This is a genomic window from Ancylobacter sp. GW821-FHT10E12 (assembly GCF_058809335.1).
Window position 1 is genome coordinate 194,828 of record NZ_JBXASN010000002.1, and the last position, 25,460, is coordinate 220,287.

The 25,460-nt window shown below is 65.5% G+C and carries 19 protein-coding genes and 1 pseudogene; 10 read left to right on the top strand and 10 right to left on the bottom strand.

Translation table 11 applies throughout. The features are described from left to right. Positions 1 to 24: 24 nt before the first annotated feature. The 3 genes from AC1RU4_RS03295 to fabI are packed head-to-tail and all read left to right on the top strand — an operon-like array spanning position 25 to position 3,002. The gene (locus AC1RU4_RS03295) at positions 25 to 981 is read left to right on the top strand and encodes a phosphate acetyltransferase (RefSeq protein WP_492889583.1); all 957 of its coding nucleotides are present in this window, start codon (positions 25 to 27) and stop codon (positions 979 to 981) included. 3 nt (positions 982 to 984) lie between these two features. Further along, positions 985 to 2,175 (top strand): acetate/propionate family kinase, encoded by a 1,191-nt coding sequence (locus AC1RU4_RS03300; RefSeq protein WP_492889584.1) that lies wholly within the window; start codon positions 985 to 987, stop codon positions 2,173 to 2,175. Positions 2,176 to 2,216: 41 nt separating this feature from the next. After that, the gene (fabI, locus tag AC1RU4_RS03305) at positions 2,217 to 3,002 is read left to right on the top strand and encodes an enoyl-ACP reductase FabI (protein WP_492889585.1); all 786 of its coding nucleotides are present in this window, start codon (positions 2,217 to 2,219) and stop codon (positions 3,000 to 3,002) included. A 67-nt stretch (positions 3,003 to 3,069) separates the two neighbouring features. Here the strand turns inward: fabI and AC1RU4_RS03310 are convergent, their stop codons facing one another. Continuing rightward, positions 3,070 to 4,809 carry an adenylate/guanylate cyclase domain-containing protein gene (locus AC1RU4_RS03310; RefSeq protein WP_492889586.1) on the bottom strand — a complete coding sequence of 580 codons (1,740 nt, stop codon included), beginning with the start codon at positions 4,807 to 4,809 and terminating at the stop codon, positions 3,070 to 3,072. 45 nt (positions 4,810 to 4,854) lie between these two features. Next, positions 4,855 to 5,841, bottom strand: a complete 987-nt coding sequence (locus AC1RU4_RS03315) for an ABC transporter substrate-binding protein (protein ID WP_492889769.1) — start codon at positions 5,839 to 5,841, stop codon at positions 4,855 to 4,857. A gap of 430 nt (positions 5,842 to 6,271) precedes the next feature. Between AC1RU4_RS03315 and AC1RU4_RS03320 the strand changes: the two genes are divergently transcribed. Both AC1RU4_RS03320 and AC1RU4_RS03325 read left to right on the top strand, forming a co-directional pair. After that, entirely contained in the window at positions 6,272 to 9,373 is a 3,102-nt protein-coding gene (locus tag AC1RU4_RS03320; protein WP_492889587.1) for a cyclic nucleotide-binding domain-containing protein, read from the top strand. A 30-nt stretch (positions 9,374 to 9,403) separates the two neighbouring features. Beyond that, complete coding sequence (locus AC1RU4_RS03325; RefSeq protein ID WP_492889588.1) at positions 9,404 to 9,913, top strand: hypothetical protein; 510 nt, start codon at positions 9,404 to 9,406, stop codon at positions 9,911 to 9,913. Positions 9,914 to 10,029: 116 nt separating this feature from the next. Here AC1RU4_RS03325 and AC1RU4_RS03330 read toward each other — a convergent pair whose 3' ends face one another. The 5 genes from AC1RU4_RS03330 to AC1RU4_RS03350 form a co-directional block, all read right to left on the bottom strand. Further along, entirely contained in the window at positions 10,030 to 10,560 is a 531-nt protein-coding gene (locus AC1RU4_RS03330; RefSeq protein ID WP_492889589.1) for a hypothetical protein, read from the bottom strand. Positions 10,561 to 10,644: 84 nt separating this feature from the next. Then, entirely contained in the window at positions 10,645 to 11,841 is a 1,197-nt protein-coding gene (locus tag AC1RU4_RS03335; protein WP_492889590.1) for a gluzincin family metallopeptidase, read from the bottom strand. A 50-nt stretch (positions 11,842 to 11,891) separates the two neighbouring features. Then, positions 11,892 to 12,686: a TfuA-like protein gene (locus AC1RU4_RS03340; protein ID WP_492889591.1), complete on the bottom strand. Its 795-nt coding sequence runs from the start codon at positions 12,684 to 12,686 to the stop codon at positions 11,892 to 11,894. A 12-nt stretch (positions 12,687 to 12,698) separates the two neighbouring features. Beyond that, a complete protein-coding gene (locus AC1RU4_RS03345; protein WP_492889592.1) occupies positions 12,699 to 13,922 on the bottom strand; it encodes a YcaO-like family protein in 1,224 nt (407 codons plus the stop codon). Further along, on the bottom strand, positions 13,919 to 16,915 hold the full coding sequence (locus AC1RU4_RS03350; protein ID WP_492889770.1) for an ATP-binding protein: 2,997 nt from the start codon (positions 16,913 to 16,915) through the stop codon (positions 13,919 to 13,921). Before AC1RU4_RS03350 ends, AC1RU4_RS03345 begins: the two co-directional genes overlap by 4 nt. A 500-nt stretch (positions 16,916 to 17,415) precedes the next feature. On the opposite strand from AC1RU4_RS03350, the gene AC1RU4_RS03355 reads away from it, so the two are divergent. Beyond that, on the top strand, positions 17,416 to 18,408 hold the full coding sequence (locus AC1RU4_RS03355) for a phospholipase D-like domain-containing protein (RefSeq protein WP_492889593.1): 993 nt from the start codon (positions 17,416 to 17,418) through the stop codon (positions 18,406 to 18,408). Here AC1RU4_RS03355 and AC1RU4_RS03360 read toward each other — a convergent pair. Together AC1RU4_RS03360 and AC1RU4_RS03365 are read right to left on the bottom strand one after the other, a co-directional pair. Beyond that, a pseudogene (locus AC1RU4_RS03360) lies at positions 18,378 to 18,593 on the bottom strand (hypothetical protein); the annotation flags it as partial. The gene AC1RU4_RS03355 and the pseudogene AC1RU4_RS03360 overlap by 31 nt on opposite strands. A gap of 111 nt (positions 18,594 to 18,704) precedes the next feature. Then, positions 18,705 to 18,923: a hypothetical protein gene (locus tag AC1RU4_RS03365; RefSeq protein WP_492889594.1), complete on the bottom strand. Its 219-nt coding sequence runs from the start codon at positions 18,921 to 18,923 to the stop codon at positions 18,705 to 18,707. 104 nt (positions 18,924 to 19,027) lie between these two features. Between AC1RU4_RS03365 and AC1RU4_RS03370 the strand changes: the two genes are divergently transcribed. Both AC1RU4_RS03370 and AC1RU4_RS03375 read left to right on the top strand, forming a co-directional pair. Next, a complete protein-coding gene (locus AC1RU4_RS03370) occupies positions 19,028 to 20,239 on the top strand; it encodes a Hint domain-containing protein (protein WP_492889595.1) in 1,212 nt (403 codons plus the stop codon). Beyond that, positions 20,236 to 22,320 carry a tetratricopeptide repeat protein gene (locus tag AC1RU4_RS03375; RefSeq protein ID WP_492889596.1) on the top strand — a complete coding sequence of 695 codons (2,085 nt, stop codon included), beginning with the start codon at positions 20,236 to 20,238 and terminating at the stop codon, positions 22,318 to 22,320. The genes AC1RU4_RS03370 and AC1RU4_RS03375 overlap by 4 nt, the downstream gene beginning before the upstream one ends. A gap of 82 nt (positions 22,321 to 22,402) precedes the next feature. Here the strand turns inward: AC1RU4_RS03375 and AC1RU4_RS03380 are convergent, their stop codons facing one another. Further along, positions 22,403 to 23,215 carry a class I SAM-dependent methyltransferase gene (locus tag AC1RU4_RS03380; protein ID WP_492889597.1) on the bottom strand — a complete coding sequence of 271 codons (813 nt, stop codon included), beginning with the start codon at positions 23,213 to 23,215 and terminating at the stop codon, positions 22,403 to 22,405. A gap of 338 nt (positions 23,216 to 23,553) precedes the next feature. Here AC1RU4_RS03380 and AC1RU4_RS03385 point away from each other — a divergent pair, with 338 nt between their 5' ends. Together AC1RU4_RS03385 and AC1RU4_RS03390 are read left to right on the top strand one after the other, a co-directional pair. Continuing rightward, positions 23,554 to 23,844, top strand: a complete 291-nt coding sequence (locus tag AC1RU4_RS03385; protein WP_492889598.1) for a hypothetical protein — start codon at positions 23,554 to 23,556, stop codon at positions 23,842 to 23,844. Between the two features lie 310 nt (positions 23,845 to 24,154). Further along, complete coding sequence (locus AC1RU4_RS03390; RefSeq protein ID WP_492889599.1) at positions 24,155 to 25,294, top strand: alpha/beta hydrolase; 1,140 nt, start codon at positions 24,155 to 24,157, stop codon at positions 25,292 to 25,294. The last annotated feature ends 166 nt before the right edge of the window (positions 25,295 to 25,460 follow it).

Genomic DNA, 25,460 nt, shown 5'->3' on the forward strand with positions numbered 1-25,460 from the left:
TGTCTCTCGCACTCCAATGTGGCCATGAACAAACCCGTCAAGACCGAGCGCGAACACGACAAATACGAAGCCCTGATCGCGAAAGCCCGCGAGTTCGAGCCGAAGCCGACCGCCGTCGCGCATCCCTGCGACGAATCCTCGCTTCGTGGCGCGCTCGAGGCGGCCGAGGCCGGGTTGATCCGGCCGATACTGGTCGGACCGGCCGCGCGTATCCGAAAGGTGGCGGAAGCCGCGGGACTGGATCTTTCCGGCCTGGAAATCGTGGATGCGCCGCATTCCGTCGCGTCGGCCGCGAAGGCGGTGGAGCTGGTGCGGGCCGGCAGCGCCGCGATGCTGATGAAGGGGAGCCTGCATAGCGACGAGCTTCTGGCGCAGGTCGCCGCCAAGGATACCGGGCTGCGCACCGGGCGCCGCATCAGCCATGTGTTCATCATGGACGTGCCGTCCTATCCGACGACGCTGTTCGTCACCGACGCGGCGGTGAACATCTTCCCCGACCTCGATGCCAAGCGCGACATCATCCAGAACGCCATCGACCTGCATGTCGCGCTCGGCCTCGGCGCACCACGCGTCGCTATTCTCTCGGCGGTGGAGACGGTGACGCAGAAGATACCGAGCACCATCGAGGCGGCGGCGCTGTGCAAGATGGCCGATCGCGGCCAGATCACCGGCGGCGTGCTCGACGGGCCGCTGGCGCTCGACAACGCCATCAGCGAGGAAGCCGCGCACATCAAGGGCATCGTCTCGCCGGTGGCCGGCCGGGCGCAGATCCTGGTCGCCCCCGACCTCGAAGCGGGCAACATGCTGGCGAAGAACCTGTCCTTCCTGTCCAATGCCGATGCCGCCGGCATCGTGCTGGGTGCGAGGGTGCCGGTGATCCTGACCAGCCGCGCCGACAATCTGCGCACACGCCTCGCCTCCTGCGCGGTCGCCGCGCTCTATGCGCAAAGCTGCCTCCAGGGCCACCCGATCGGACGCTGAACCATGAGCGACTGCATCCTGGTCATCAATGCCGGCAGCTCCAGCATCAAGTTCAAGCTCTATCGCATCGCCGGCGATACGCTGGAGATGGATTTCGGCGGACAGCTCGACGGTATCGGCTCGCGCCCGCGCCTGCGGGTGAAGGACGGGGCCGGCGGCGAGCTGATCGACCGCAGCTTTCCGCCGGACGATGTCGGCTCGACGGCGCAGGCGCAGAGCGCGGTCGCCGAATGGCTCGTCACCCATCTCGGGGAACGCCGCATCATCGGCATCGGCCACCGCGTCGTGCATGGCGGCCTCGTCTATTCGCACCCGGTGATCGTCGATGCCGAGGTGCTCTCACGGCTGGAGAGCTTCATTCCGCTGGCGCCGCTGCACCAGCTCTCCAATCTCGACCCCATCCGGGTGCTGAGGGAGCGCCGGCCGGACCTGCCGCAGGTGGCCTGCTTCGACACCGCGTTCCATCGCGGGCACCCGGAGCTCGCCGACCGCTTCGCGCTGCCGCGCGAGCTCTATGACGAGGGCGTGCGCCGCTACGGCTTCCATGGGCTCTCCTATGAATATGTGAGCACCGCCCTGCGCGGGATCGCGCCGGACATCGCAAACCGGCGCATCGTCATCGCCCATCTCGGCTCCGGCGCTTCCGCCTGCGCGATCGAGGGCGGACGCAGCATCGAATCCACCATGGGCTTCACAGCGCTCGACGGCCTGCCGATGGGCACGCGCTCGGGCTCGCTGGATCCCGGCGTCATCCTGCATCTGATCGAGCAGAAGGGCATGTCCGCCCATGATATCGGCAACATGCTCTACAAGAAGAGCGGCCTGCTCGGCCTTTCCGGCATCAGCAACGACGTGCGCGAATTGCTGGAGAGCGAGGATCCGCGCGCGGCGATGGCGATCGACTTCTTCTGCCGGCGCATCGCCCAGGCGATCGCCTCGCTGGCCGTCGCCACCCGCGGCCTCGACGGCCTCGTCTTCACCGCCGGCATCGGCGAGAACTCGCCCGACATCCGCCGCCGCGTCGTCGACTATCTCGGCCTCTACGGACTGAAGCTCGATTCCGATGCCAATGAGGCTTCGGCCACCCGCATCGACGCGCCGGGCAGCCGGAGCGCCATCTTCGTCGTGCCGACCGACGAGGAGCGTATGATCGGTCTGCACACGCTCGCCCTGCTGCGCCCTGCCCGCGCCTGAACCGGCCCGCTCATCCCCTCACCTATCGGAGACAGGACCTGATGACCGCGAACATGCCGGACGGCAACTCCCTCGTCGGAAAGCGCGTGCTGGTCCTCGGCATCGCCAACGAGCATTCCATCGCCTATGGCTGTGCGAAGGCGTTCCGCGCGCTCGGCGCCGAGCTGGCCGTCACCTATCTCAACGAGAAGTCCAGGTCCTATGTCGAGCCGCTGGCGCGCGAGCTCGGCGCCACCATCTTCGAGCCCTGCGACGTGGCGCAGCAAGGCAGCCTGGAAGCGGTGTTCGAGCGGATCGCCGCCGACTGGGGCCGGCTCGACGTGGCGCTGCATTCCATCGCCTTCGCGCCGAAGGAGGACCTTCAGGGCCGCCTGGTCGACAGCTCGGCCGAGGGGTTCAAGGTGGCGATGGACATTTCCTGCCATTCCTTCATCCGCATGGCGCATCTGGCCGAGCCGCTGATGACCGAGGGCGGCACGCTGATCGCTATGAGCTACCACGGCGCGGCCAAGGTGGTGCCGAACTATAACCTGATGGGGCCGGTGAAGGCCGCGCTGGAATGCACGGTCCGCTACCTCGCCTATGAGCTCGGCCACAAGGAGATCCGCGTGCACGCGGTCTCGCCCGGACCGCTGAAGACGCGGGCGGCATCCGGCCTGAAGGATTTCGACGAGTTGCTCGCCGATGCGACCGAGCGCTCTCCGATCGGCGAACTCGTCGACATCAACGATGTCGGGCTGACGACCGCCTTCCTCGCCACCCCCTTTGCCCGCCGCCTCACCGGCTCGACCGTCTATGTCGATGGCGGGCTGAGCATCATGGGGTGATGCGCGACATCCGCCTCGCCGGGAAACTTGCCTGAAGCCTTGCCGGAGCCCGGCGGCAGCCAGACACCTAGCGCGCGGCGGCCGTGTCGACGACGAAGACGGGAACATGCCGGGCGAATCCCTTCAGGGCCCGCGCCTCCAGTTCGACGAGAGCAACGGTGGTCCTGACAGACTGAGCCGCCATGCGATCGAGCAGGACTTCACCGTCCTTTGCGCTGGCGCAGAGGCGCGAGGCGAGGTTTACCACGTTGCCGATCGCGGTGTAGTCGAGGCGGCCTTCGGTCCCGATCCGCCCCACCGTCGCCGGCCCCATCGCCAGCCCGACGCCGAAGCCGAGCTCATGCCCCGCCTTACGCCATTCGGCCAGGAGCGCTTGAACGCTGGCTTGCATGTCGCGCGCCATGGCGACAGCGCGCAGGGCCGGGTCCGGGCAGGCGACCGGCGCGTTCACCAGCACCATGACGCCGTCGCCGGAGAAGTTGGTGAGCGTCGCCTCATGCGCCGCGATCACCCTTTCGAGCGCATCGTAATAGGTACTGAGCACGCTGATGATGGTCTCGGGCTCCGCCTGCGCGGAGAAGGCGGTGAATCCGCGCAGGTCGCAGAACACCACCACAACCTCGACGCGCCGCCCATTGAGCACCCGGTCGTCGCCGCTCCGCTCGACCAGTTCGGCGACCTGCGGCGCGAGGAAGCGCTTGAGCCGGCTGATCCGCTCCGAGCGTTCCTGCGAAACGGCGAGTTCGCCAGCCATTTCGTTGAAGCGCTCCGCGAGGCGCTCGAGCTCGTCGCCGGTGGCAAGCCGGATGCGATGGTCGAACTGGCCGGTGCCAATGCGGGTAACCCCATCCTCGAGCAGGCGGATCGGTCCGACCATGCGCTGCGTCAGCCAATAGGCAAGCAACGCAGCGAGGATCGCGCCCGCGATCAGCAGGATGCCGGTCCGCCACAGCGCGGCATAGATCGGCCCGAACGCCTCCGCCACTGGCTGCTTGACGATGACGCTCCACTCCACCATGGGGATCGACGCCATTGCGGCCATGACCGTGTTTCCCCCGGTGTCGCGACCGGCGATGGCCTGGCCGGGCTGCGCCAGGATGGCCGCCCGCAGGAGCTGCAGCGGCCGGGCCGAGGCGTCGTCGGCGCGCAGCACCAGACTGATGTCGGGATGCGCCACGAGACGCCCCGGCTGGTCGAGGACGAAGGCCTCCCCGGTGCGCCCCACCCGAATGGCGGAGATCACCTCCCAGATGAATTTCAGGTTGACCTCGGCGATCGCGACGCCGACGGCCGAGCGGTTTCCCGCGACGGCAATGGTCATGAAGGGCTCCGAGCCGCCCTGGAAGATGACCGGTCCGAACCACACCCGCTGGGCGGTCGCGCCGATCACCGCAGGATCGCCGGAATAGTCGCCGCCGCTCTCGACGCGGTTGAGGCCGATGCGGGAGACGAAGAGACGCTCCCTTCCGGCGGCATCGATCAGCCGAAGGCTCATGACGGGCTGCACCTGGCGCAGCAGGCGCAACCCATCCAGCCTGCGCCGCTCGTCGGCGCCGGCCGACCATGGCAGATGCACCATCCAGCCGAGCTGGTCGCTGATCCCTGCGAGGAAGTACTGGATCTTGACGGCCGCAAGGCGCGCCTCCAGGTCGAGCAGGTCGCTCAACCGGGCCCGCTGATCGCGATAGCCGAGCCAGGCCTCGCTGCCGCCGGCGACCAGGAGCGGCACGACCACCGCCGCGAACAGGGCGAGGAAGTATTTCGTGAACAGCGACCTGCGGGGAGGCTTCGGTGCGTTGGTCGCCATATGGGCTGGTCCGCTGCCTTCCCGGCCGGGCAGGCTCCCGGCAGGCTATTCGATCACGACGTCCGCGCTGCTCAGCAGCGAGGGCGGGACGGTCAGGCCGAGCGCTTGGGCCGCATTGAGATTGATGAAGAATTCTACCTTCGTCACCCGCTGGACCGGCAGGTCGGCCGGTTTCTCGCCCTTGAGAATGCGCCCGGCATAGATGCCGGTGTGCCGATGCGATTGCCGGAAATCGCCGCCATAGCTCATCAGCCCGCCGGCCAGCGGAAAATCGCGCGTCTGGGTGATCGCCGGAACCGCATGGCGCGCGGCAAGTTCGGCGAGCCGTGCGCTTCGATAGGCGAAATAGGGATCGGAGGTGAAGACGAGCCCGCCGGCCCCCATGTCGCGGGTCGACGTGAAGATCGCCTCGAACTCTTCCGACTTGCTGGCATTCAACACATGCAGTTGCAGGCCGAGCGCGCCGGCGGCGGCGTCGAGGTTCTTCAATTGCGAGTTGACGGTCGGGCTGGTCGGGTTGCCCGCGATCGCGAAGAGCTTGGCTGCGGGAAACAGCTCGCTCATGAACTCCAGGCGTTTGCGCGAGACCTCGACGCTCAGGCTCGTCACCCCGGTCATGTTGCCACCCGGCTGGGACAGGCTGGTCACCAGGCCGAGCGCGACGGGATCACCGCCGAGTTCGAAGACGATCGGGATGTCGCGGGTGGCCGACTTGGCCGCAAGCGCGACTTCCGCGCCGCCCGGGGCCACGATCAGCACCACCCCGCCTGCGGCAAGCTCCGCCGCGAGCGCCGGCAATTTGCGATATTGCCCGTCGGCCCATCGAAACAGGATGGCGACGTTGCGTCCGTCGACATATCCGGTTTCGGCCAACCCTTCCGCGAAGGCGGCGAGCCGGCTGGCGCTGCGCTCCGGGGTCTCGGGCCCGAGATAGCCGATCACCGGCATGGGAGACTGTCGTGCGCGTGCCGGTGCAGCCCACGCCCCTGCCCCGGCCGCGAACATCGAGGCGATGACGTCGCGTCGCCGCATCCCGGCATGCGCTCGGTGATTGCCCAGGCGATGCAACAGGAGGTCGTTTTGACCCGCGACCGACATGGCTGCCACCGTGACGTGCTGAACACACCCTCATTCGCGCGACCGCCATCATAGCCTTGCGGCGGGAGTGGCGAAAGTCGCTCTCTTTGACGGGAAGTTCCCTTCTCTCGATCGCCCGATCGCTTGCTCGGCGAAGGTTTGGCCGTCGACGACACGGCCGGATAAGCCCGTTTCTTTCGAGCCGGCCGACGTCGGGTCTTTCGCTGCCACAGAACCTTTCGATCTGCTATCGTGACTCTAGGAAAAGCCGCGCTGGAGCGTGCGGAACATCCGGGTGACATGACGGCGCAAAGGTACCGCTCAAAGCCGGCCGTCGATTTGATCGTATTTTACGATACTGCTTAAGAAAAGAAAACGTGACGATATGATCAGTATTTTTGATTATATCTGGAAGAATAGCAAACGTGAGCAGCTAAAAATAATTGCCATTGTTTGCCTGTCATTGCCATTCTATTATTTTTCCCTCGACCTTCCCAAGTACATCATCGCCGATGCGCTGCAGGGACGCGCCTTCCCGGGCGGACAGGAAACCGCCCGTCTTTTTCATATCACCCTGAACCTGCCGGAGGCATTCGGCGGCCCGCGCACGCTGTTCGAGGGCGTCTGGCTCGATCGAATGTCGTATCTGTTTGCCTTGTCGGGACTTTTCCTGCTGCTCGTCCTGATCAATGGCCTGTTCAAATATGTCGTCAACATGCGCAAGGGGGCTCTGGGGGAACGGCTTCTCCAGCGCATCCGCTTCGACCTCTTCTCGGCTCTGCTGAGCTTCAAGCCCGAAGCGCTCCAGCGCATCAAGCCCTCCGAAGCCGCGACCGTCATCAAGGACGAGGTCGAGCCGATCGGCGGCTTCGTCGGCGATGCCTTCGTTCAGCCGGTGTTCCTTGGCGGTCAGGCCTTGACCGCGCTCACGTTCATTCTGGTGCAGAACCTCGCGCTCGGCCTGATCGCCGCCGGCATGATCCTGATCCAGGGCACCATCATTCCACGGCTGCGGCGCGAGCAAATCCGTCTCGGACGGCAGCGCCAGATCGTGTCGCGGGCCTTTGCCGGCAAGATCGGAGAAGTGGTTGAGAGTATCGGCGAGATCGCGAACCACGGGACATCCGCGGTCGAGAAAGGCCAGGTTGCGCAGCGGCTGGAGCAGCTTTTCGGCATCCGCTACCGGCTGTACGAGCGCAAATTCGCCGTCAAGATGCTCAACAACCTGCTGGCGCAGATCACGCCCTTCCTGTTCTACGCCGTCGGAGGCTATTTCGCCCTCACGGGGCATCTCGATCTGGGACAGCTCATCGCCGTCATCGCGGCCTATCGCGACCTGCCATCGCCGGTGAAGGATCTCATCGACTGGGATCAGCAAAGGCTGGATGTCGAGACCAAGTTCGAGCAGGTGGTCGAGCATTTCGGACTGAAGGGGGACGAGCATTTCGGACGGCGGGGCGACAAACCCGGCCGAGACGGTGTCGACGGCGACGATGTGGCCAGCCCGCCCGTCATGGGGATGATCGTCGCCCGGGCGCTGACGGTCGTGAATCCGACCGGCGATTGCGTGCTCGACCGGATTTCCCTGTCATTGCCGCTGCAAAGGCACATCGCGCTTTCGGGTGAGGCGAGCGAAGGCGCAGGGATCCTGGCGCAGTTGCTGGGCGGCGGCCTGAGTGCCAGCGAGGGAACGCTGACCCTCGCGGGCGTTCCGTTGACGGCCCTGTCGCGCGAGACGCGGGGGCGTCTGATCGCCTATCTCGGGCCGGAGCCGGTGGTCCTTGACGGAAGCCTGCGGGACAACATCCTCTACAGCCTGCGCCGGGTGGAGAGGGACGGCACCAACCCGCTCGGCTGGTCCATCGACCATTATCGCGCGAATGCCGCCGACGAGACCGAGCTCTCGCAAAGATTGCTCGAGGTGCTGCGCATCGTCGGGCTGGCCGACACCGTGTTCAGGCTCGGGCTGGCCCGGAAGCTGGACGTCGACGTGTCGTCCGACATGATCGTGCGAATTTCCGAAATCCGCACCCGCATCCGCGCCAAACTCGCGGCGCGCGGCACGGAGGCGGCGATCGAGCCCTACGATCCGGCGCGCTATATGCACAACGCGACGATCGGTGAAAACATCGTTTTCGGCGTGCCGAGCGACCCTGCCCTGTCCGGCATGCGCCTGGCCGACCACGACGCCATCCGGCAGGTTCTCGCCGAGCTGGACCTGGCCGACACGCTGAGCGGGATCGGGCAGCGCATGGCGGCGACGATGCTGGAAATCTTCCGCGACCTTGCTCCCGGCCATGTGCTGTTCGAGCGTTTCTCCTTCGTCGCGGCGGAGGATTTCAAGGCATACGGGGAATTGCTGGTCCGGCTCGAAGCCGGCACCGCCAGCGAGAACGACCGCACGCGGCTGATCGGGCTGGCCTTCCTCTATATCGAGCCGCGCCACCGCCTCGGACTGCTGGATCCGGCCATCGAGGCACGTCTCCTGGCCGCCCGGACGGCATTTCGCGCCAGGGCCTCGTCGGATCCGGGCCATTCGATCGCTTTTTATGACCCTCAGCGCTACTGCGCCGCGGCGCCCCTGCGCGACAATCTCCTGTTCGGGCTGGGCACGCATGACATCGCCGACACGGTCATCCGCGAGACGCTGGAGGAACTCGGTCTGGACGCCGATGTCTACCGATGGGGCCTCGATCAGCCCTCGGGCTATGCGGGTCGCCTGCTGTTTCCCGCGATAAAGACCCAGCTCGCCCTTGCGCGCTGCCTGATCAAGCAGCCGGAACTGTTCATTCTCAACAATGCGTTCGGCGCCTTCAGCCGAACCGAGGCGCGGCAGATCCTCGATCGCGTCCGGGCCGCTATGGCGGGCAGAACGCTGATCGTCGCAGGCGGCGATATCGGCCCCGACCAGAGCTACGACCTGCACGTCGCCTTCGAGGGGGCCAGACTGGCCGCCGTGCAGGACGCAACGGGCGCGGTCCTCGGCCAGGCGGCACCGGCTCCGGACGACATCGGACCGGCGGAGGCGGGCATGCCGCCCGATCGCGAAGAGGAAATCCGTGCGCTGCGATCCGTGTCGATCTTCGCCGATCTCGATATTGCGCATCTCAAGCTGCTCGCCTTCACGAGCGAGCGCGTTGTCTTCGCCGCCGGCGACGTGCTGTTTCGTCAGGGGGATGAATCCGACGCGGCCTATGTGCTGCTGTCGGGAGCGGCCGATGTGCTGATCGAGAGCGACGGCAGGCGGCCTGTGCGAGCCTCGGGCGTCTCCCGCAATGCCATCGTCGGCGAGATGGGGATCGTCACCGGCGATCCCCGCTCGGCCACGATCGTCGCAACCACTCCGCTCGAAGCGCTGCAATTGCGCAAGGAGGTTTTCCTGGCGCTTCTGGCCGAGTTCCCGCCAATGGCCCTGTCGGTGATGCGTCTCATGGCCAGGCGCCTCCAGGACAATCTCACCGCCATCCGCGAGCGGGATGGCCGCTGACGATCCGCAGCGGCGGCCGTACCGGGAAACATGCCGTCCACGGCCAGCCATGCGCAAAATGAGCTGGCTCCGGTTTCCGACCCGAATGAAAACGTCGATCTCAAGTCAATCTATATTCGTCTTTACATATCCAATACTTGGGATCATGGTCCACATTCTCAATCACGAGGTGCGCAAAAGCATCTACGGCAGAGGGAGGCGGAGGGAGCAATGGCGATAAGCGTCAAACTGGTCTCAAAGGGCAAGTCCAGGTGGATCGTTGCTTACGACGGCTGGACTGGGAACGGCACCCCGATACACGACGGCGGCATCGAGGCTGGCGGCGAATCCGATGTATTTCCGGTGACGGAAACCGCAATATTCGAAGGTAAGAAACAGGGAAAAATACGCATCGAGGCCGCCTATTGGGAGCTTGGAGAGGACGAGCCCGATAAAGACTGGAAACAGAAAAAAGATATAGTTACCGAGGATGACGATATTAACGCGCTCGTGATCGACGACAAGTTTTTTGCCGAATTCGAAGAAAGATCAAAATACTAACTCGCTCCAAAAGCTGAAGCACGGAATAGCTGCCAGGGAAGCAATTCGTCGTCGCGGCTCATGCGCCGCCGGCCGGCAGGGTGGCGCATGAGCCATGAGAGGCATCTCGAGCGGCTCTATTGCCCTCCACCCCGGTTGAGCCGGCCGCCGCGATGGGCGAGTTCCATGTGGTTGCCGTAAGTGTTCGGCGGGCGGTTGCCCGGAAGGTTGGCCGCAAGGACCAGATCCTCCGCCAACCCGATTGTCGTGGCCACCTCGAACAACATGGTCTTCGAGGTGATCCGCCACATCTTGTAGGGCGGATTGAAACCGTCGAAACCGCAGCCCTGAGCGTCGAGTGCGACGCCGACGGGCGCGAAGAGCAGCAGGCGTGGCTTGTCGAAGCGATAGCAGGCGCCCTCGAAGGCATAGCCATAGGCGACCATCATCGAGACCTGGCCACGGCCGACCGGCAGTGTGCCCCCGCCCTGGTCCGCCCTCCGCGCCTGCAGGCGAAGGAAGACGCTCGATTGCCTCACCATGACCGAGGAATCGAACGGTATCTCCGCGAAATCATCCGCGTCGTTGAGATCCACCCCATAGAGCAGGATCTCGTTCGGCTGGTACATGGGTGCGCCTGTTGGAGCCGGCGTATTGTCTGACAGCATGATGGTCGCTCCTTCATTGTTTTCGGACCGACTGGCAGTCCGCTCCCCTCAAGCACGTGAGGCCCGTGGCCCTTCCCTGCGCGCCTACAAGATGCCGCGCCAGGCGAAGCAGGCTTCGAACCGGTCGGCAAAGCGCTGCGCCCCGCCCTCGTCGGCGGCGCGGACCATTGCCTCGGCCGCGTCCGCATAGGTCAGCCATGTGGGATCGAGCGTCCGCCACGACCCCAGCAAAACGTCGCCGAGAATATCCCGCGCCTCCTCCAGTGCGGACTTCACCGCGAAATGGCGCAGCTCGTAGTCAACGAGGGACGCGGAAAGCTCTTCCTCGAGCCTTTCCTCCGGCAATTCGCTGCGCAGGTTCCAGAAGGCGCGCGGATCGAGATCGGAGAGGCCGCGCTCATGGAGCAGCACCTGGTAGATCTCGATCAGCGTGTCGAACAGGGCGCCGGCGAACGGCCTGGAAAGATCGTGCACCTCGCGGCCGACATCGGGCATCTTCAGGGAATGATTGAAGCGACGCACCTGCTGCTCGTCGCTCATCTCGGCGAAGCGGTCGAGCTCGTTGGTGAGCAGCAGGTTGCCGCGCGTGCGCCGCAGGATCAGGTCGAGCGAGGTATCGAAATGCAGCAGGCCGAGCAGCGCGATGAAGTCCGAGACGGCCTCGTGATAACCGTAATATTCCCGCGGGGGATCGTGTCGCGGCAGGCCCATGGCGCCGAACAGCACGAGATGGCCGATCTCGTGGGCCACCGCATCGAAATTGAGGGCGAAAGGATGCGGGTCGCCGCGGGCGCGATCCTCGCCGAGTTCGAGAAAGCCGAAGCCCGACTGGGCGTTGTCCCAGCTCAGCCGCGGCACGATCTCCAGCCGCTCATAGGTCGGCTGGAAGAACCACGGGATCTCCTTGCCCCAATAGCTCTCGCAAATGTCGAGCACGCGCCGGACGCAGGCGAAGACATGCGCCGCCTCGAACTCCCGCGAGCCGATCGTGAGATGATCGAAATGCCCATCCGGTCCGGCCACGGCAGGCGGATGAAGACTGCCGGCATAAGGCGGGAGATAGGGATAGGCGTAGGGTAATTTTGCGCGCGTCGGATCGACGACATACATGCGCCGATCGGCCGGCCCGGCGGTCACGCCGCCCAGCGGCGTCGAGATCCACACCGTTTCGGGCCGCTCATAGCCGGGGATGAAGGGGGGCTGCGGAAAAACGAGAAAACGAGTGCCGAGCCGCGCGGTATCAGCCCGCGTCATCGACCGCCCTGCGTTCTCGCCGTACATCGTCGGCCTCCACCCAGCGTTGCACAGCCTCGCACAGCGCGGCGCTGGTGTCACGATCCGCCTTGGCCCTGCGTCAGGTCGACGATGTCCTCCGAGAGAAGACCGGCGGCGTCGAGGTCATAAGCCCAAGCCTCGGTCATGCGGAACGCGGGGCGCACCGTCGGCGGACGCAGCAGATCCGGCGATGCCGCGAGCAGGCGCAGCAGGCCGACGGCATCCGCCGCCTTTTGATCGATGGCGTTGTCCGGCCACCAGCGTTCGAGGCGGTCGAGCCCGGCATGCGCTTCCGCCGGCAGGGCGGCGCGCGCCGCCGCGATGATCGGCACATGGAGGCGGTCGATAAAATGGGTGCGGCGCGCCACGTCCTCGATGGCCCGCCGCAAGGTCTCGGAAACGATGTCGGCTCGCCGGGCGGCGCGCAATGTCAGACGGATGTTGATCAGCGCCTCGCTGAGCGGCGCGGCACCAAGCTCGGCGGGCATCATCGCCACCGCGACCTCGTCGTCATCGGCGAGCGGGGTGCGTGCGTACCACCGATAGATGAAGCCATAGCCTTTCATCCCGGCGGTGCCGAGTTCCGCCGCCCGCAGGGCGCCCATGCTCGCCGCGCCGAACACCGGTATGTTCTGCGCCAGGGCCCAGAGGATTTCCTTGTGGCGGACGGCGGGCACCCGGGCGAAGGCGCCGTCGATCAATACCACCGCACGCGGCTTCAGCGTCCGCACGGCGCTGACGATCGAGCCCTGCTCGGCGGGCGGCAGATAGGTCGCCTCGAAGCAGTCCTTCGCCGCCTCGCGTGGCAGCGTCGGGCCGAGAAAGACGATGACGTCATCTGCCGGTGTCATGATCTGCCGGTGTCATGGCGCCACGGATGCCGGGCCGTGGTGCAAAGGCGGCACGACGAGGCGGATCACATATACTTGCGGCTCCGGGAGATGGAAAAGCGGCACGGCAAGCACGGCCTTCGCCCCCGCCGCTGCCAGCGCCTGCAACAGGCGATCGAGCGCTTCCGGGGCGCATCCCGGCGCCTCGGCATCCTCCGGCGGCGGCGTGGAAAGGGCCGTCTGTCGGATACGGCGGCGCCAGTCGTCGAGGCGGGTGCGGTCATGCCGGTCGGGGTAGAAGCTGCGCGTGATGTCCTCCCGCGCACCGGCAATCGCCGTCACCCGCGCCTGACATGCTTCCATCAGCGCCCTTGCCAGCGCCGCGTCATGGGTGAAGTCGCAGCCGAACCCCTCCCCTGGCAGCGGAGCGAGTTCGGCCGTGCCCTCGTCTTCGACGACGTGGCACCAGTAGACCGGAAGGCCATGATCCGCCTCCACGCGCCAGATGCCGGCGACCAGCCCCGCTCCGTGGATCCGGGCGAGAATCCGCGCCGATAGCGGCCATTCGATCGCCGAACCGTCCAGTTGCGAACGATCGAAGAAATAGGGCTCGCGAGCCGCCGTGGCGATGCTCGCCCGCTCCAGCACCTCCAGGCCGGCATGAATGACAGCCGCGTGCAGCGTCGCTCCCGCGGCCAGACCCGTCGTCGTGCGCGGAAATGCCACCGGATGCGGCGAGGGGTAGGTGTAGACGGTATCCACCAATGCCGCCGGCACCGGCAGGCACCGGTCGGCGAACAGATCCCAGCCGTCGATCCATCGCAGCGCGATCCGATCCCAGCCAAGGTCATCGCGATGGACGAGGCTGCCGGCATAAAGCGTGCGCAGGTCGCGCGGCATGTCGATGGCCGCCCGCGTGGTCAGCCGCGCCGGTTCGATCCTCTCGCCTGCCCAGGTCTCCAGCGCCTCCATCAGCCCGGAGGCCGCTGCCCGCATCGGATCGAGGCCCTTGCCCTGCGATACGACATTGGACAGGGCGAGGGGTCGGACCACCTGCGTGACGAGGATGCCGGCGCGGTCGAGCCGGGTAATCGAGCCGAGCCGTGTAATTCCGAACCTGTGCCGCGCAGCGAAGACGCCGCGCACGATCGCCGCAAGGCGTGCGTCACGCTGCGCCGGTGTCAGCTCGGCGCGGTCGCGCTCATGGGCCAGCGTGGCGACGACGCCGGCCGGCGTGAGCGGATCGGTGTCGATCATGGCGATAGGGCGTTCAGCAGGCCGAGCCGCCCGATATCGGCGCGTGCGCGCCCTACCAGCGCCGTGGCGGCGTGGCTCTCCGCCAGTTCCACGGCGCGACGGAGATCGGAGAGCGTCTCCTCAGCGGTTGCCCCCAGCTTGCGGCGCAGCAGGCCACGCCGGCGATGGAGCTCCGGGAGCCAGAACACCTGCCCGCTTTGGCTGCTGCTGGCGATCGCCTCCTCCACGATGGCCACCGCTTCATCGAGCCGGCCGGCCTGCGCCAGCAGCTCCGCTTCCATGTCGCGGTAGATCGGAAGATTTTCTTCGGTGCCGATTTCCCGTTGCAGGGCAAATCCTTCGTTGAATTCGGCAACTCCCCGGTCTTCGTCGCCGACAAGGGCACGTGCCCATCCACCAAACAGCTTCGCCTTGGCCCGCCCGCCCGGCAGGCCCCGCTCCTCGGCGATGGCGCTCATCCGCTCGGCGACCGCGATCACGCGATGAAAGTCGTTCCGGTAGCGCGCCAGCCCGACGGCGTAGTCGAGCGCGTGGAACAGGCTGTCGGGATGAGCGATCCGTTCGGCCCAGTCGAGCGTCGCCTCCATGCTGCGCGCCGAGCCGGCCTCGTCTCCGGTGAACCACAACGAAAGGGCACGCTCGCCGAGGCCGCACACCTTGGCGTCGTGGCCGCCATAGCGGACGCGGCTCAGGCGGGCGCGCTCCTCGTCATAGAGCGCCAGCCCGGCCTCGACGCAGTCGAGGCAATAGGCGTGGCGTCCGGCGTCGAAATTGGTCGCCCATGCGCAGTGAAACGACTGCAGCCGCACCTCCGGGTCGGCGGTCTGCTCAAGGTCGCGGACGACGATGTCCGAACGGGCCTTCTGGGCCTCGTAGTTGGGCGCCGTGAACCACCAGCCCCAATAGAGCGGGAACCATCTTGCCCGGTCCCGTGGCGCCGACGCACTGCAAAGCGCGACGCCCTGATCATACACGGCACTCGCCTGGGGCGAGCCGCGGCCGAACAGTGCCGCCGCCACCGGACCCCGTGCGGACAACAGTTCGAGCTGCAATTCATGGGTAAGATCAGTGTCTAGGCCGTCGAGTTGCCGTTGGGCGAAATTCAGCAGCCGGTCCGCTTCGAGCATCGCCGAACGGCCGATGCATGCCATCGCGGCGTTTGTCGCGCAGCGCGCCGCATCGAGCGGACGGTCGGCCTGCTCATAGTGCCAGGCGAGGACATTGTCCGCGAGCGGGGGCACCGCGCCTGTGCAGACCAGGTCGATAATGCGAGCCTGCAGCTGGCGTCGCTCGGTCTTCAGCAGGCTCTCATAGGCGACTTCCTGTATCAGCACGTGCTGGAAGCGGCAGGTCGCCTCCGCCTCGAACGCCCCTGCGCTGAAGATGCCGGCCTGGACCAGTTCGCGCACGGCGAGCTTCAGCGGCAGAGGCAATGTGTCGGCATCGACGATCCGGGTCAGCAGGTCGAGATTGAACTCGCGCCCGATCGCGCCGGCGACCTGGGCCAGCCGGCGCAGCGGGCCGAGGGCCGACAGGCGAGCCGCGATGAGGTCCTGCAGCGACAGCACGGCACCGCCGGGGAGCACCTGGCTCCAATCCGCCGGCGAAGCGGGCGAGATGGCCTGCTGCTTGTCCCATGTTTCCTTGAGCAGGCAGGTCAACTGCTCCGCGAAGAGCGGCACGCCGTCGCTACGCTCGTGAACGAAGGCGGCAAGACCGTTGGGCGGCGCGTCATCCCAGATGGATTGGAAAAGTTGCGACGTCGCACCGGCGTCGAGGCGCGACAGGGACAGCGAGGACACGTTGGGGCCTTCGATCGCATCCAGGCCCACCTCATCGCGGGCCGTGACCAGGACCAGCACCGGCAAGCTGGCGGCGACGTGCGGCAGCCGCAGGACGATCGCCTTCGTGAGGCTGTCCGCCCAATGGAAATCCTCGATGACGATCAAGCACGGGTTCGCTCGCCCGCACAGAAGACGCAGCATGGCGTCCTGACCGCGGGCCCGAATTTCCTCCGCCGCAAGATCGAGGCCTGCCGATGCCGGCGTCCTCAGGCCGGCCTGTTGCCCGTAGAGGAAGGTGATGATCTCGGCATCGTCGTCGGAAACGTCGAGATACTGGCTTCGGAGATAGGCGCGGACGCGCTCTTCCAGGTCGGCGCCGTCGCCCGCCGCTCCCAACCCCTGCTCCAGAAAATCCAGAAACGGGTGAAGCGGCCGGGTATCTCCGCGCGGCTTGCACTGCAGGACGACGACGCTGTCCGCCGCCGTCAGTTCGTTCCGAAGTTCGGCAACCAGCCGCGACTTGCCGATGCCCGCCTCGCCGTGGACGACGAGGAACTGCCCCTTGCCCTCTTGAGCCAGCGCCCAGCTCCGGCAGCAAAAATCGAGCTCCTCCTCTCGGCCGATGAGAGGGGCGCCCACGCGACGGCTTGCCGAGAACCGATCGGCCGTCGGCCGGCGCGAAACCGCTCGCCAGAGGCCTATGGGCTCCGTGAAACCCTTGGGAAGCCGGTCTCCGAGCGGCTCGAACTCGAATGCCCCGCGGGCGAGGCGATAGGTGGAATCGGCGACGACGACACAGTTCGGCGCGGCATCCGCCTGGATGCGGGCGGCAAGTGCCGGCGCGATCCCTATGATCTCCGTCTGGCCCGGCAGCCTGGTGCCCTTGGTTGCCGCGACCACCACCATGCTGGTGGCGATCCCGACCCGGATCATCAGATGCACGCCCCGCTCATGCTGCAGCCGCTCGCATCGGCCGACGAGTTCGAGGGCGGCACCGACGGCGGCCTCCGCCGCATCTTCCAGTGGCACCGGAAGGCCGAAATAGGCCGATCCACCGTCGCCCTGCAATTGCTGAACCGTGCCGCCGAACTGCTGGATCGCCGCCGCCGCCTCATTGTGCAACGTGCGTTGCACCACCGCGACGTCTTCAGGATCAAGGCGGGTGAGCAACCGGACCGACCCGACAATGTCGTAGAACAGGGCCGTCACTTGCAGGCGCTCGCCCGATAGCGTGCTCGATGTTGGCCGGACTCCACTAGCTGGCATCAATCGCGAGCTCCGTGACACGGACCCAGTCCCGATCGTCCATACTAACGCAAGCACGCGATGCAACGCGACAGGTTTGATGGCTGGCTTTATCTGTCGACAAGTGCTGAATTCATTGCCGAATAGTCCCAAGTCGATCGAAACCGAGGTGAAGGTTTCTGCACGCCGGTTCAGGCACTGGCTACGGAAGCGACCGTTGAACGCCTCGATGAAGGCGTTGTCGGTGGACGTGCCGGTGGGCTTGCCGGATCGCGCGCAGGTGTCCGCGCCGGCCGCTATTCCTATACCGGCATCGGCGGTGACAAGTTTGCGTGAGTCAAGCCCCCTGCCCAGTCGGCCCATTCGTCAAAGACAGAGTTCGAGGACCCGCCGGCGAGGCGCGCTTCAAACGGGCGGCGAACATGGTTTAATGCGGCCGCATCGCTCACCGACTGTATCGCTTCATGCATGACTCCGCCGTTCTCGCCTGGCTGCTGTTCATCGCTCAGGCGGGCGTCCAGCTCATCTTCATCATCCGCGCGCTGCTGCGGCCGCACCGCGAGCCGTCCTCGCGGTTCGCCTGGGTGCTGGTGATCGCAGTGGCGCCGGTGCTCGGCGTCGTGGCCTATGTGCTGTTCGGCGAGGTCAGCCTGGGCCGCAAGCGCATCGGGCGGCTGCGCGCGGCATTCGAAATCCTGCCGCGCTCCGGCGAGGTGGCCGGTGCGTCGGCGGAGGCGACGATTCCCGAACGCTTCGCGCCGCTGTTCCGGGTCGGCTATTCGGTGAGCCACTATCTGCCGGTTGCCGGCAACCGGGCGACGCTGCTGCCGGACTCTGCCGCCGCCATCGCCGCCATGGTCGCGGATATCGATGCCGCACGGCAGAGCGTGCACGTGCTGTTCTATATCTGGCTGGCGGACGAGAGCGGGGGACAGGTGGTGGAGGCGCTCAAGCGTGCCACCGCGCGCGGCGTCCTTTGCCGGGCGATGGTGGACGATATCGGCTCACGGGCGCTGATCGGCTCCGCGTACTGGCGCGACATGGCTTCGAGCGGGGTGCGGCTGGCGGCGGCGCTGCCGGTCGGCAACCCGCTGCTGCGCCCGTTCAAGGGCCGGATCGACATGCGCGACCACCGCAAGATCGTGGTGATCGACAACGCCATTACCTATTGCGGCAGCCAAAACTGCGCCGACGCGGCCTTCGCGGTGAAGGCCAGCTTCGCGCCATGGGTCGATGTGATGGCGCGGTTCGAAGGGCCGGTGGTGCGGCAGAACCAGCATCTTTTCGCCAGCAACTGGATGGCCCAGACCGACGAGGATCTCAGTTCCCTGTTCGCGGAACCGCTGCCGGCGCCCGTGCCGCCCCGAACGGACTTCACGAGGTCATTATGGGATTTTCCCACATTGGCCTCGACGGCCTCGATGAAAGCCTCTGCGCTCGGCGAACGGAGCCACTGAGCGGGTTCTTTATTGTCCGGCGACTTCTGCGCCTTCCACATGTCGGTGAGCGAGAGCATCTCGTTGCGGTCGCGGATCGCGCCCGGCGCCGGTGCCTCTAGCAACAGAGGCGCCACCTGCGCCGAGGCCAGCACGGATTCCGATGCGTCCTCCGGCCCGTGCGCGACCCGCGCAGCTGACAGCATCCCTACCGGAAATCCCGCGTCTTCACCCTGATCTCGTCGAAATGCAGATCCGGGTCGACCATGTTGCGCGGCTTCAGCATCTCGCGCGGATCAGCTGTCGGCGAACCGCGCTCACGTCGAGGCGCAACTGCCGGCCTTCACCGCAGCGGCCCGATCACAGACTTCCAAGATTGCAAGGGCGAACGCACGTAGTTCGCCCTCGTTGCCATGCGCGTCGTTGTGGCAACGCTTCACCATGAACCGGTCGGTCGGCACGTCGAGCACCGCGCGATCGGCGCCGGGCACGCGCAGGAGGAGGGCCTCGGGGCGCTCACCTCCCGGAGATTTCAAAGGGCACCTCGCGCGAAGCTCTGCGGCAGCATACGGTCTTGCCCGCCTGGGCATGGCATGGTTCTATTCCGTTGGGAAAAGCACTGCGGCTCAGGGGTAGGGGAATGGCGACGTTCAATGCAACGGCGAATGGTCAAACGCTGAACGGCACCGATGATGCCGACCAAATGTCCAGTAAAGGCTTCAGCAACGTGACGCTGAACGGCGGCGCCGGAAACGACACGATCCGCGGCGGCCATGGAGGCGGCTGCACATTCAATGGCGACGCCGGCGACGATGCTTTTTTGACAATTGATCCGTCTTTGCCATATTCATCTATTCCATTCAATTGTGAATATAATGGGGGAGATGGAAACGATACGTTTCTGTCTTTAGAAAGTTACGATACGACTTTTAATGGTGGAGATGGAAACGATAGCTTATCGTTGGTCTATGCTTGGACAGGTGTCTTCGATGGCGGCACCGGGAATGATGAGATCATTTTTTCCGATTTCGGTACGTCTGAGGGCGGCGGCAACGGTGGAGGCGGTCACGGCATCGCCTTCGTGGACGGCGGCAGCGACCAGGACACGGCTACATTTTACCAAGACATAAGCAAATTCTCCTTCGTAAAGACAGGAGATTCGGTTTCTTTCACCGATTCCGAGGCTGGATCTCGTACAACTATTACCTTCGCCAATATTGAAACCTTTAGTTTCCTGAATAGTGACGGTACATGGGATGTCTATACATTTGACGAGATCCCCTGTTTCCTGCCCGGCACGCGGATCGCCACGCCCTCCGGCGACGTCGCCATCGAAACACTGAAAGCCGGCGATCACGTGCTCACCACCGAGGGCGAGGCGAAGGCCGTGCGCTGGCTCGCCCGTCAGACGGTTTCTACTCATTTCGCCGATCCGCTGCGGATCATGCCGATCCTGATCCGCGCCAGCGCGCTGGGCAAAGGGTTGCCGGCACGCGACCTCTACGTCTCGCCGGATCACGCGCTGTTTCTCGACGGCCTGCTCATCCAGGCAGGCGCGCTGATCAACGGTTCAAGCATCGTCCGCCATACCGACATGCCGGAACGCTTCACCTACTACCATGTCGAGCTCGCCGACCATTCGCTGATCCTCGCCGAGGGCACCCCCGTCGAAACCTTCATCGACAATGTAACACGCAAGACCTTCGACAATTGGCAGGAAGCCCCCGAAGCCCCGGTGGCCGCCGAGCTTGAGCTGCCGCGCGTGAAATCGGCCCGCCAGCTTTCCCCGTTCATCCGCAACCTGCTCGCCCTAAGGGCAAGGGCGCTGGGATGTGCGGAACAGGCAGCGTGACCCCTCAGCCCGCCAGCCGGTTCAGCCGAGCCAAAACCTTCGCCTCGGCCGGACAATGGGCGCAGGCTGAGGTGCTGCTGCAGCAGATATTGGCGGCCTCGCCGGGCGCTGTGCATGCCTTGCTGCTGCTGGCCGACATTCGCCGGCGCACCGGCGATCGCGTGGCGGCCGAACAGTTCTTCCGGCAGGCATGGGAGGCCAATCCGAGCCATCTGAAGGCCGGGATCGGTCTTGTCCGCATGCTCCTCTCCGGAGGGAAGCACCAGCAAGGGGTCGTCATCTTACGGCAGGTTCTGGATGTGGCCCCTGGCCAAGCCGATGCGTTTGTCCTGCTCGCGGAATTGCACCAGAGCGCCGATGACGCAACAGAGAGCGAGGCGCTGCTGAGAGAGTGTCTTGCCATCCATCCCGGCCATCCCGAACTGACCCTCGCGCTGGTGAAGCGGCTTGCGCGCGAGCGGCGCGATGTCGAGGCCGACACGGCGCTTGCTGAAGCCCTCGACATCTTTCCCGACCATCCGGAACTCCTTGTCGCTCTCGGCAGGAGACAGGCGGATGCTCGCGACAACGATGCCGCGCTCGCGACATTCGAGCGGGCATGCCGGCTGCCCGTCTCTTCCGCGTCAGCCTGGATCGAATGCTCGCGTCTCGTTTCCCGCCTGTTCTCCGCGAAAGAGGGAGTGGCCCGGCTTGCACAGGGCGTCGCCACGTCCTGCGACGCCCCCGAACTGCAGCACGAGCTGGCGGCCCAGTTGCTGGCCACCGGTCGCATGGTCGAAGCCGAGCAGACGCTGGCGGCCTCGATCGATCGCTATCCCGACAATCTTGATCTGATGACGCTGCGCCTGCGGATCGACATCCTCATGGGGCGGTATTCTCAGGCCGAACAGGCGCTGGCAAGGCTGCCCGTCAACACGCGCAAGGCGCGCCGCTTGAAGGCACGCCTCAAATCCTCGCTTCTCAAGGCCCAATGGCGGATCGGCGAAGCCCTGAAAGCCTATCGGGTCGCGCAGGATGATTGCGGTCTCGACCCGGAGGACCATCGCGCCCTCGCCCAGCTGCATCTCATGGCCCTGGACGTGCCGAATGCCCGCCAGGCCCTGAAGGAATCGCTCCCTCGCCAGCTGCGGGCGCCGGATGCCCGAATTCCCAAGGGTCTGCTGCGGGAGATCGCCAACGACCTCGGGGCCGATCCCAGGGCGCTGGCCGTCGTGCAGAAAGCGCGGGCGGCGTCCTCACTGCCGGTCTGGGTCGAAGCGCTGCGCTCGAATCCCCACCATACGGGCTGCGCCATCGGCTTTCTGATCCATCTGCGCCAATCGGGCTATCTGGGCGTGCAGGCGCCTGCAGCGCACGGCGACGTTATCCCGCGCCATATCCATCAATTCTGGGATACGCCCGACCTGCCGGAGGATGTGGAGGATCTGACGCAAAGCTGGCGCGCGCAGAATGCGGGATCCAGGCATGTCCTGCTTTCCCTGCCATCGGCGCGGGCCTGGCTGGCGCAGCGCGACGATCGCTGGCCCCAGGCTTTTCGCAACATCCCGTCGATCGCCGGCAAGGCCGATCTGCTGCGGCTGGCCCTGCTCCATGAAGAAGGTGGCGTCTATGCCGACGCCGATGACCGCTGCCTTGCACCGCTCGGTACGCTCCTGGCCGGCCGCGAACTCGTGCTCCGTCAGGAACATTACGGGACGATCGGCAACAACTTCATCGCGGCCCGGCCGCGCCACCCCCTTATCGGACTGGCGTTGCAGAGAGCCCTCGAAGCGGCGTTGCGTGGCGATCGCGACTCCATCTGGCTATCGAGCGGACCCGGCCTTCTCACGCGTGTGCTCGCCGGCTGGCTCGCGAGCGAACCGGAGCACATGGACATGCTCGGGCGTGAAATCCTCGTGCTGAACCAGCACACCCTGTTGCGCTACTGCGCCTCGCACTGCAAGGCCAACTACAAGCACTCGGCCCGCAACTGGCAAGTGTCCGAGTTCCGAGGGGCGCCAGCGGCGGCAACCGCATCCAACGGAAGAGCCCCGCAATGGGTCGTGTCCGATCGCGCCGGCTTACGTCGGGAAGCTCGTTAATTTATGCAGGAAAAGGCCGATCAGCTTCTCGAGCGTCAGGTCTGAAACCGCCCATGCGTGCCGATGGCTTCGTGATGCCGTCTCACGCCTGATTTGCCACCACGACCAGAGCGCGGATGCGGCCGCTCACAGCGCCGTTGCCAAACCGTTTCGCGATGGCATCCGCCACGTGCCGTGTCACGTCCGTCGGCACGCCGCCGCGCGCCTCGATCTCGCCGCGCAGCGGCGTGCCCTGGCAATAGGCCGTCGCCGCCTCATAGGGTGATGGCGCCGCGCTGATCGCATCCAGCGGCGTGATCGAGACCTCGTCGAAACCTGCCGCGCGCAGGTCGGCACGGATGGCGTCCGGGTCATGATAACCGTGCGGCGTCCTCGCCAAGAAGCGCGGTGGGTCGGCGGAGAAAAGCACGGCGAGCGCCCGCGTTACCTCCTGCGCAAACTCATTGTCCTCGATGCGGTCCCATACATTGAACAGGAAGCGCCCACCCGGCTTCAGCACACGTTTGGCGTGCCGATAGGCCGCGACCCTGTCCGGGAAAAACATGGCGCCGAACTGGCACAGCACGGCGTCGAACTGCGCGTCTTCGAAGGGCAAGGCCCCGGCATCGGCCTGCCGCCAGACGATCCGGGGGTCGCTTGCCAGTCGCTCGCGCGCATGATCGAGCATGGGCTGATTGAGGTCGGTGGCCACCACGCTCGCGTCCGCCGGCAATCTTGCGGCGAGCGCCCGCGTCACCACGCCGGTGCCCGCCGCCACTTCGAGCACGGACCGGGGTTCGAGCGCCGCCGTCCTTGCCGCCAGATCCTGCGCATAGGGCTCGAAGATCAACGGCACCATCAGCCGGTCGTAGATTTCGGGAATGGAGCCGGTGAACGACTTGTCGTTGCTCGACATGGCATCTCTCCGACCGCCTTGGCATCCGCGCGGCGCGATCAGGCTTGAATTCCAAGTCCCCGCAAGTCATTGGCCGCCGCCTGATCCGGGTCAAGTTCAATCTCTGAACTGACGAGCGACCAGCAAACGCAATCGGGCCATGGATGAGGGTTACGGCAAGCGAGCGCCGGCCTTCCTATCGGCCCGAGCGACCGGCTACTCGTTCGCGAAGGCGGGGAATTTCCAACCATCAATTCGGGTCTCCTTTGCGGCCGTGAACAGCTTCACGTCCGGCGGAGCTTCCAACTCCCATGATATAAGAGCCACATGACGCGGAGATCATGGTGGTGAGCACACAAATGACGACCGAACGCGCATGCCCGCAATGCGGCAGGATGAACAGCATTGCCGCGAGGCATTGTGAGCAGTGCGGCACCGATCTCGTGCCAGGGTGCTCGGTGGAGGCCGAGCGCGACGGAGAGAAGGTTCTCGTCACTCTCAAGCTGCATGAGGCCCGCGGGCCGGGAGGCCGGCCTTGTGCCCCCGCCATCATCGCCCCAGAGATAGGCGGGTCAGGTCTTGCGATCTGGGTTCTGTCCGAAGAATCCGACACCGCGTGCGTGTATGATTATGGCGGTGGGATCGTTTGATCCCACCCTGCGACCCGGCAAGCATCTTGCGCCCTCGCCTTCAGGACTCACGCCGCCTCCAGCACCCTGTTGAGGATCTGAGCCGCGAGGGCGGCTTTGTCCTGCGGCAGGAAGCGCCCGTAACGCTTCGCCACCATGTCGGGCGTGTGGACGAATTTCCACACACAAGGCTCTGATTGTGATCAGCGCCTACCCGTGCGGAACATTCCTTCTTCCGCGCTTTCGGATTCCGTTCTACAGGCATCGGACGGCTAGCCCCAACGCCGCGTGCGTCCTTCCGGGAGCAGGCGCCTGCTCTGAGGAGTACACGATGGTTTTCCAACGATTGTTGAGTGCCTGCCGTTTCGCGGTGCTTTCAGGCGCCATCGCGGCAAGTGCCGGCTGCGCCTCAAGGCTCGATAACGTCTTCATTCCCATAGAGGATTCGGTCGCGTTGGCATCGGGCGCCTCGCGGGTCGAGATGCTGGTCGCGACGACGCGCAAACCCTCCGACGTGCCGGGCGAGATGTATGGCGGCGACCGTGGTGAGGCCTCCTTCGCCGAGATCACCATCTCCATTCCGCCCGGGCACAAGTCCGGCGCCGTCGAATGGCCGCAAAAGCGCCCCGCCGACCCGGAGGCATCCTTCGCCACGGTGAAGGCCGAGTTCATGCGCCGCGACCAGATCATCGCGCTGTTCAACAGGCGCCTGGTCAAGGAGCCCAGCCGCAGCGTGCTGGTATTCGTCCATGGCTACAACAACCGGTTCGACGATGCCGTCTTCCGTTTCGCGCAGATCGTGCACGATTCCGGCACCCGCGCCGTGCCGGTGCTGTTCACCTGGCCCTCGCGCGGCGGCATCCTCGCCTATGGCTACGACAAGGACAGCGCCACCTATTCGCGCGACGCGCTGGAACGGCTGCTGGGCTATCTCATCGCCGACAAGGCGGTGAACGAGATCTCCATCATGTCGCATTCCATGGGCAACTGGGTGACGCTGGAGACCCTGCGGCAGATGTCGATCCGCAACAAGGGTCTGTCACCCAAGATCAAGAACGTCCTGCTCGCCGACCCGGATGTCGACATCGACATCTTCCAGACCCAGGTCCTGGAAATGGGCGAGAAGCGGCCGGATTTCACGGTCTTCATCTCCAACGACGACAAGGCGCTGGCCGCCTCCAAGATCATCTGGGGCAGCACCGCCCGCCTCGGCAGCATCGACCCCGCCAATCAGAGCTATGCGGACTTCATGAAGGCTCACCGCATCGAGGTGGTGAACATGTCGGCGATCAAGACCGACGACGAGATGAATCATGGCAAGTTCGCCGAGAGCCCGGAGATGATCCAGCTCATCGGCCGCCAGCTCGCCACCGGCCAGCCGATCTCCGACAAACGCGTCAACGCCAGCGACACGATCGACCTGCTGAACGCGAGCGTCGTCAGCGCCGGACAGTCGATCTCAGGCCGCTAGAGCCTTTTCCGATGAGATGGAATCATCCGATCAGCCGGAGAATGCTCTAGATTCAATGGCCTGGAGCATGTTCTTCTCCTGGAGGCCCGAGGCAGCGGGCGGAGCTGCGGCGGACGGAGCGCCTATGGTCGATCGGCCGGGCGGAAGCCCAAGTGCTATGGATGAT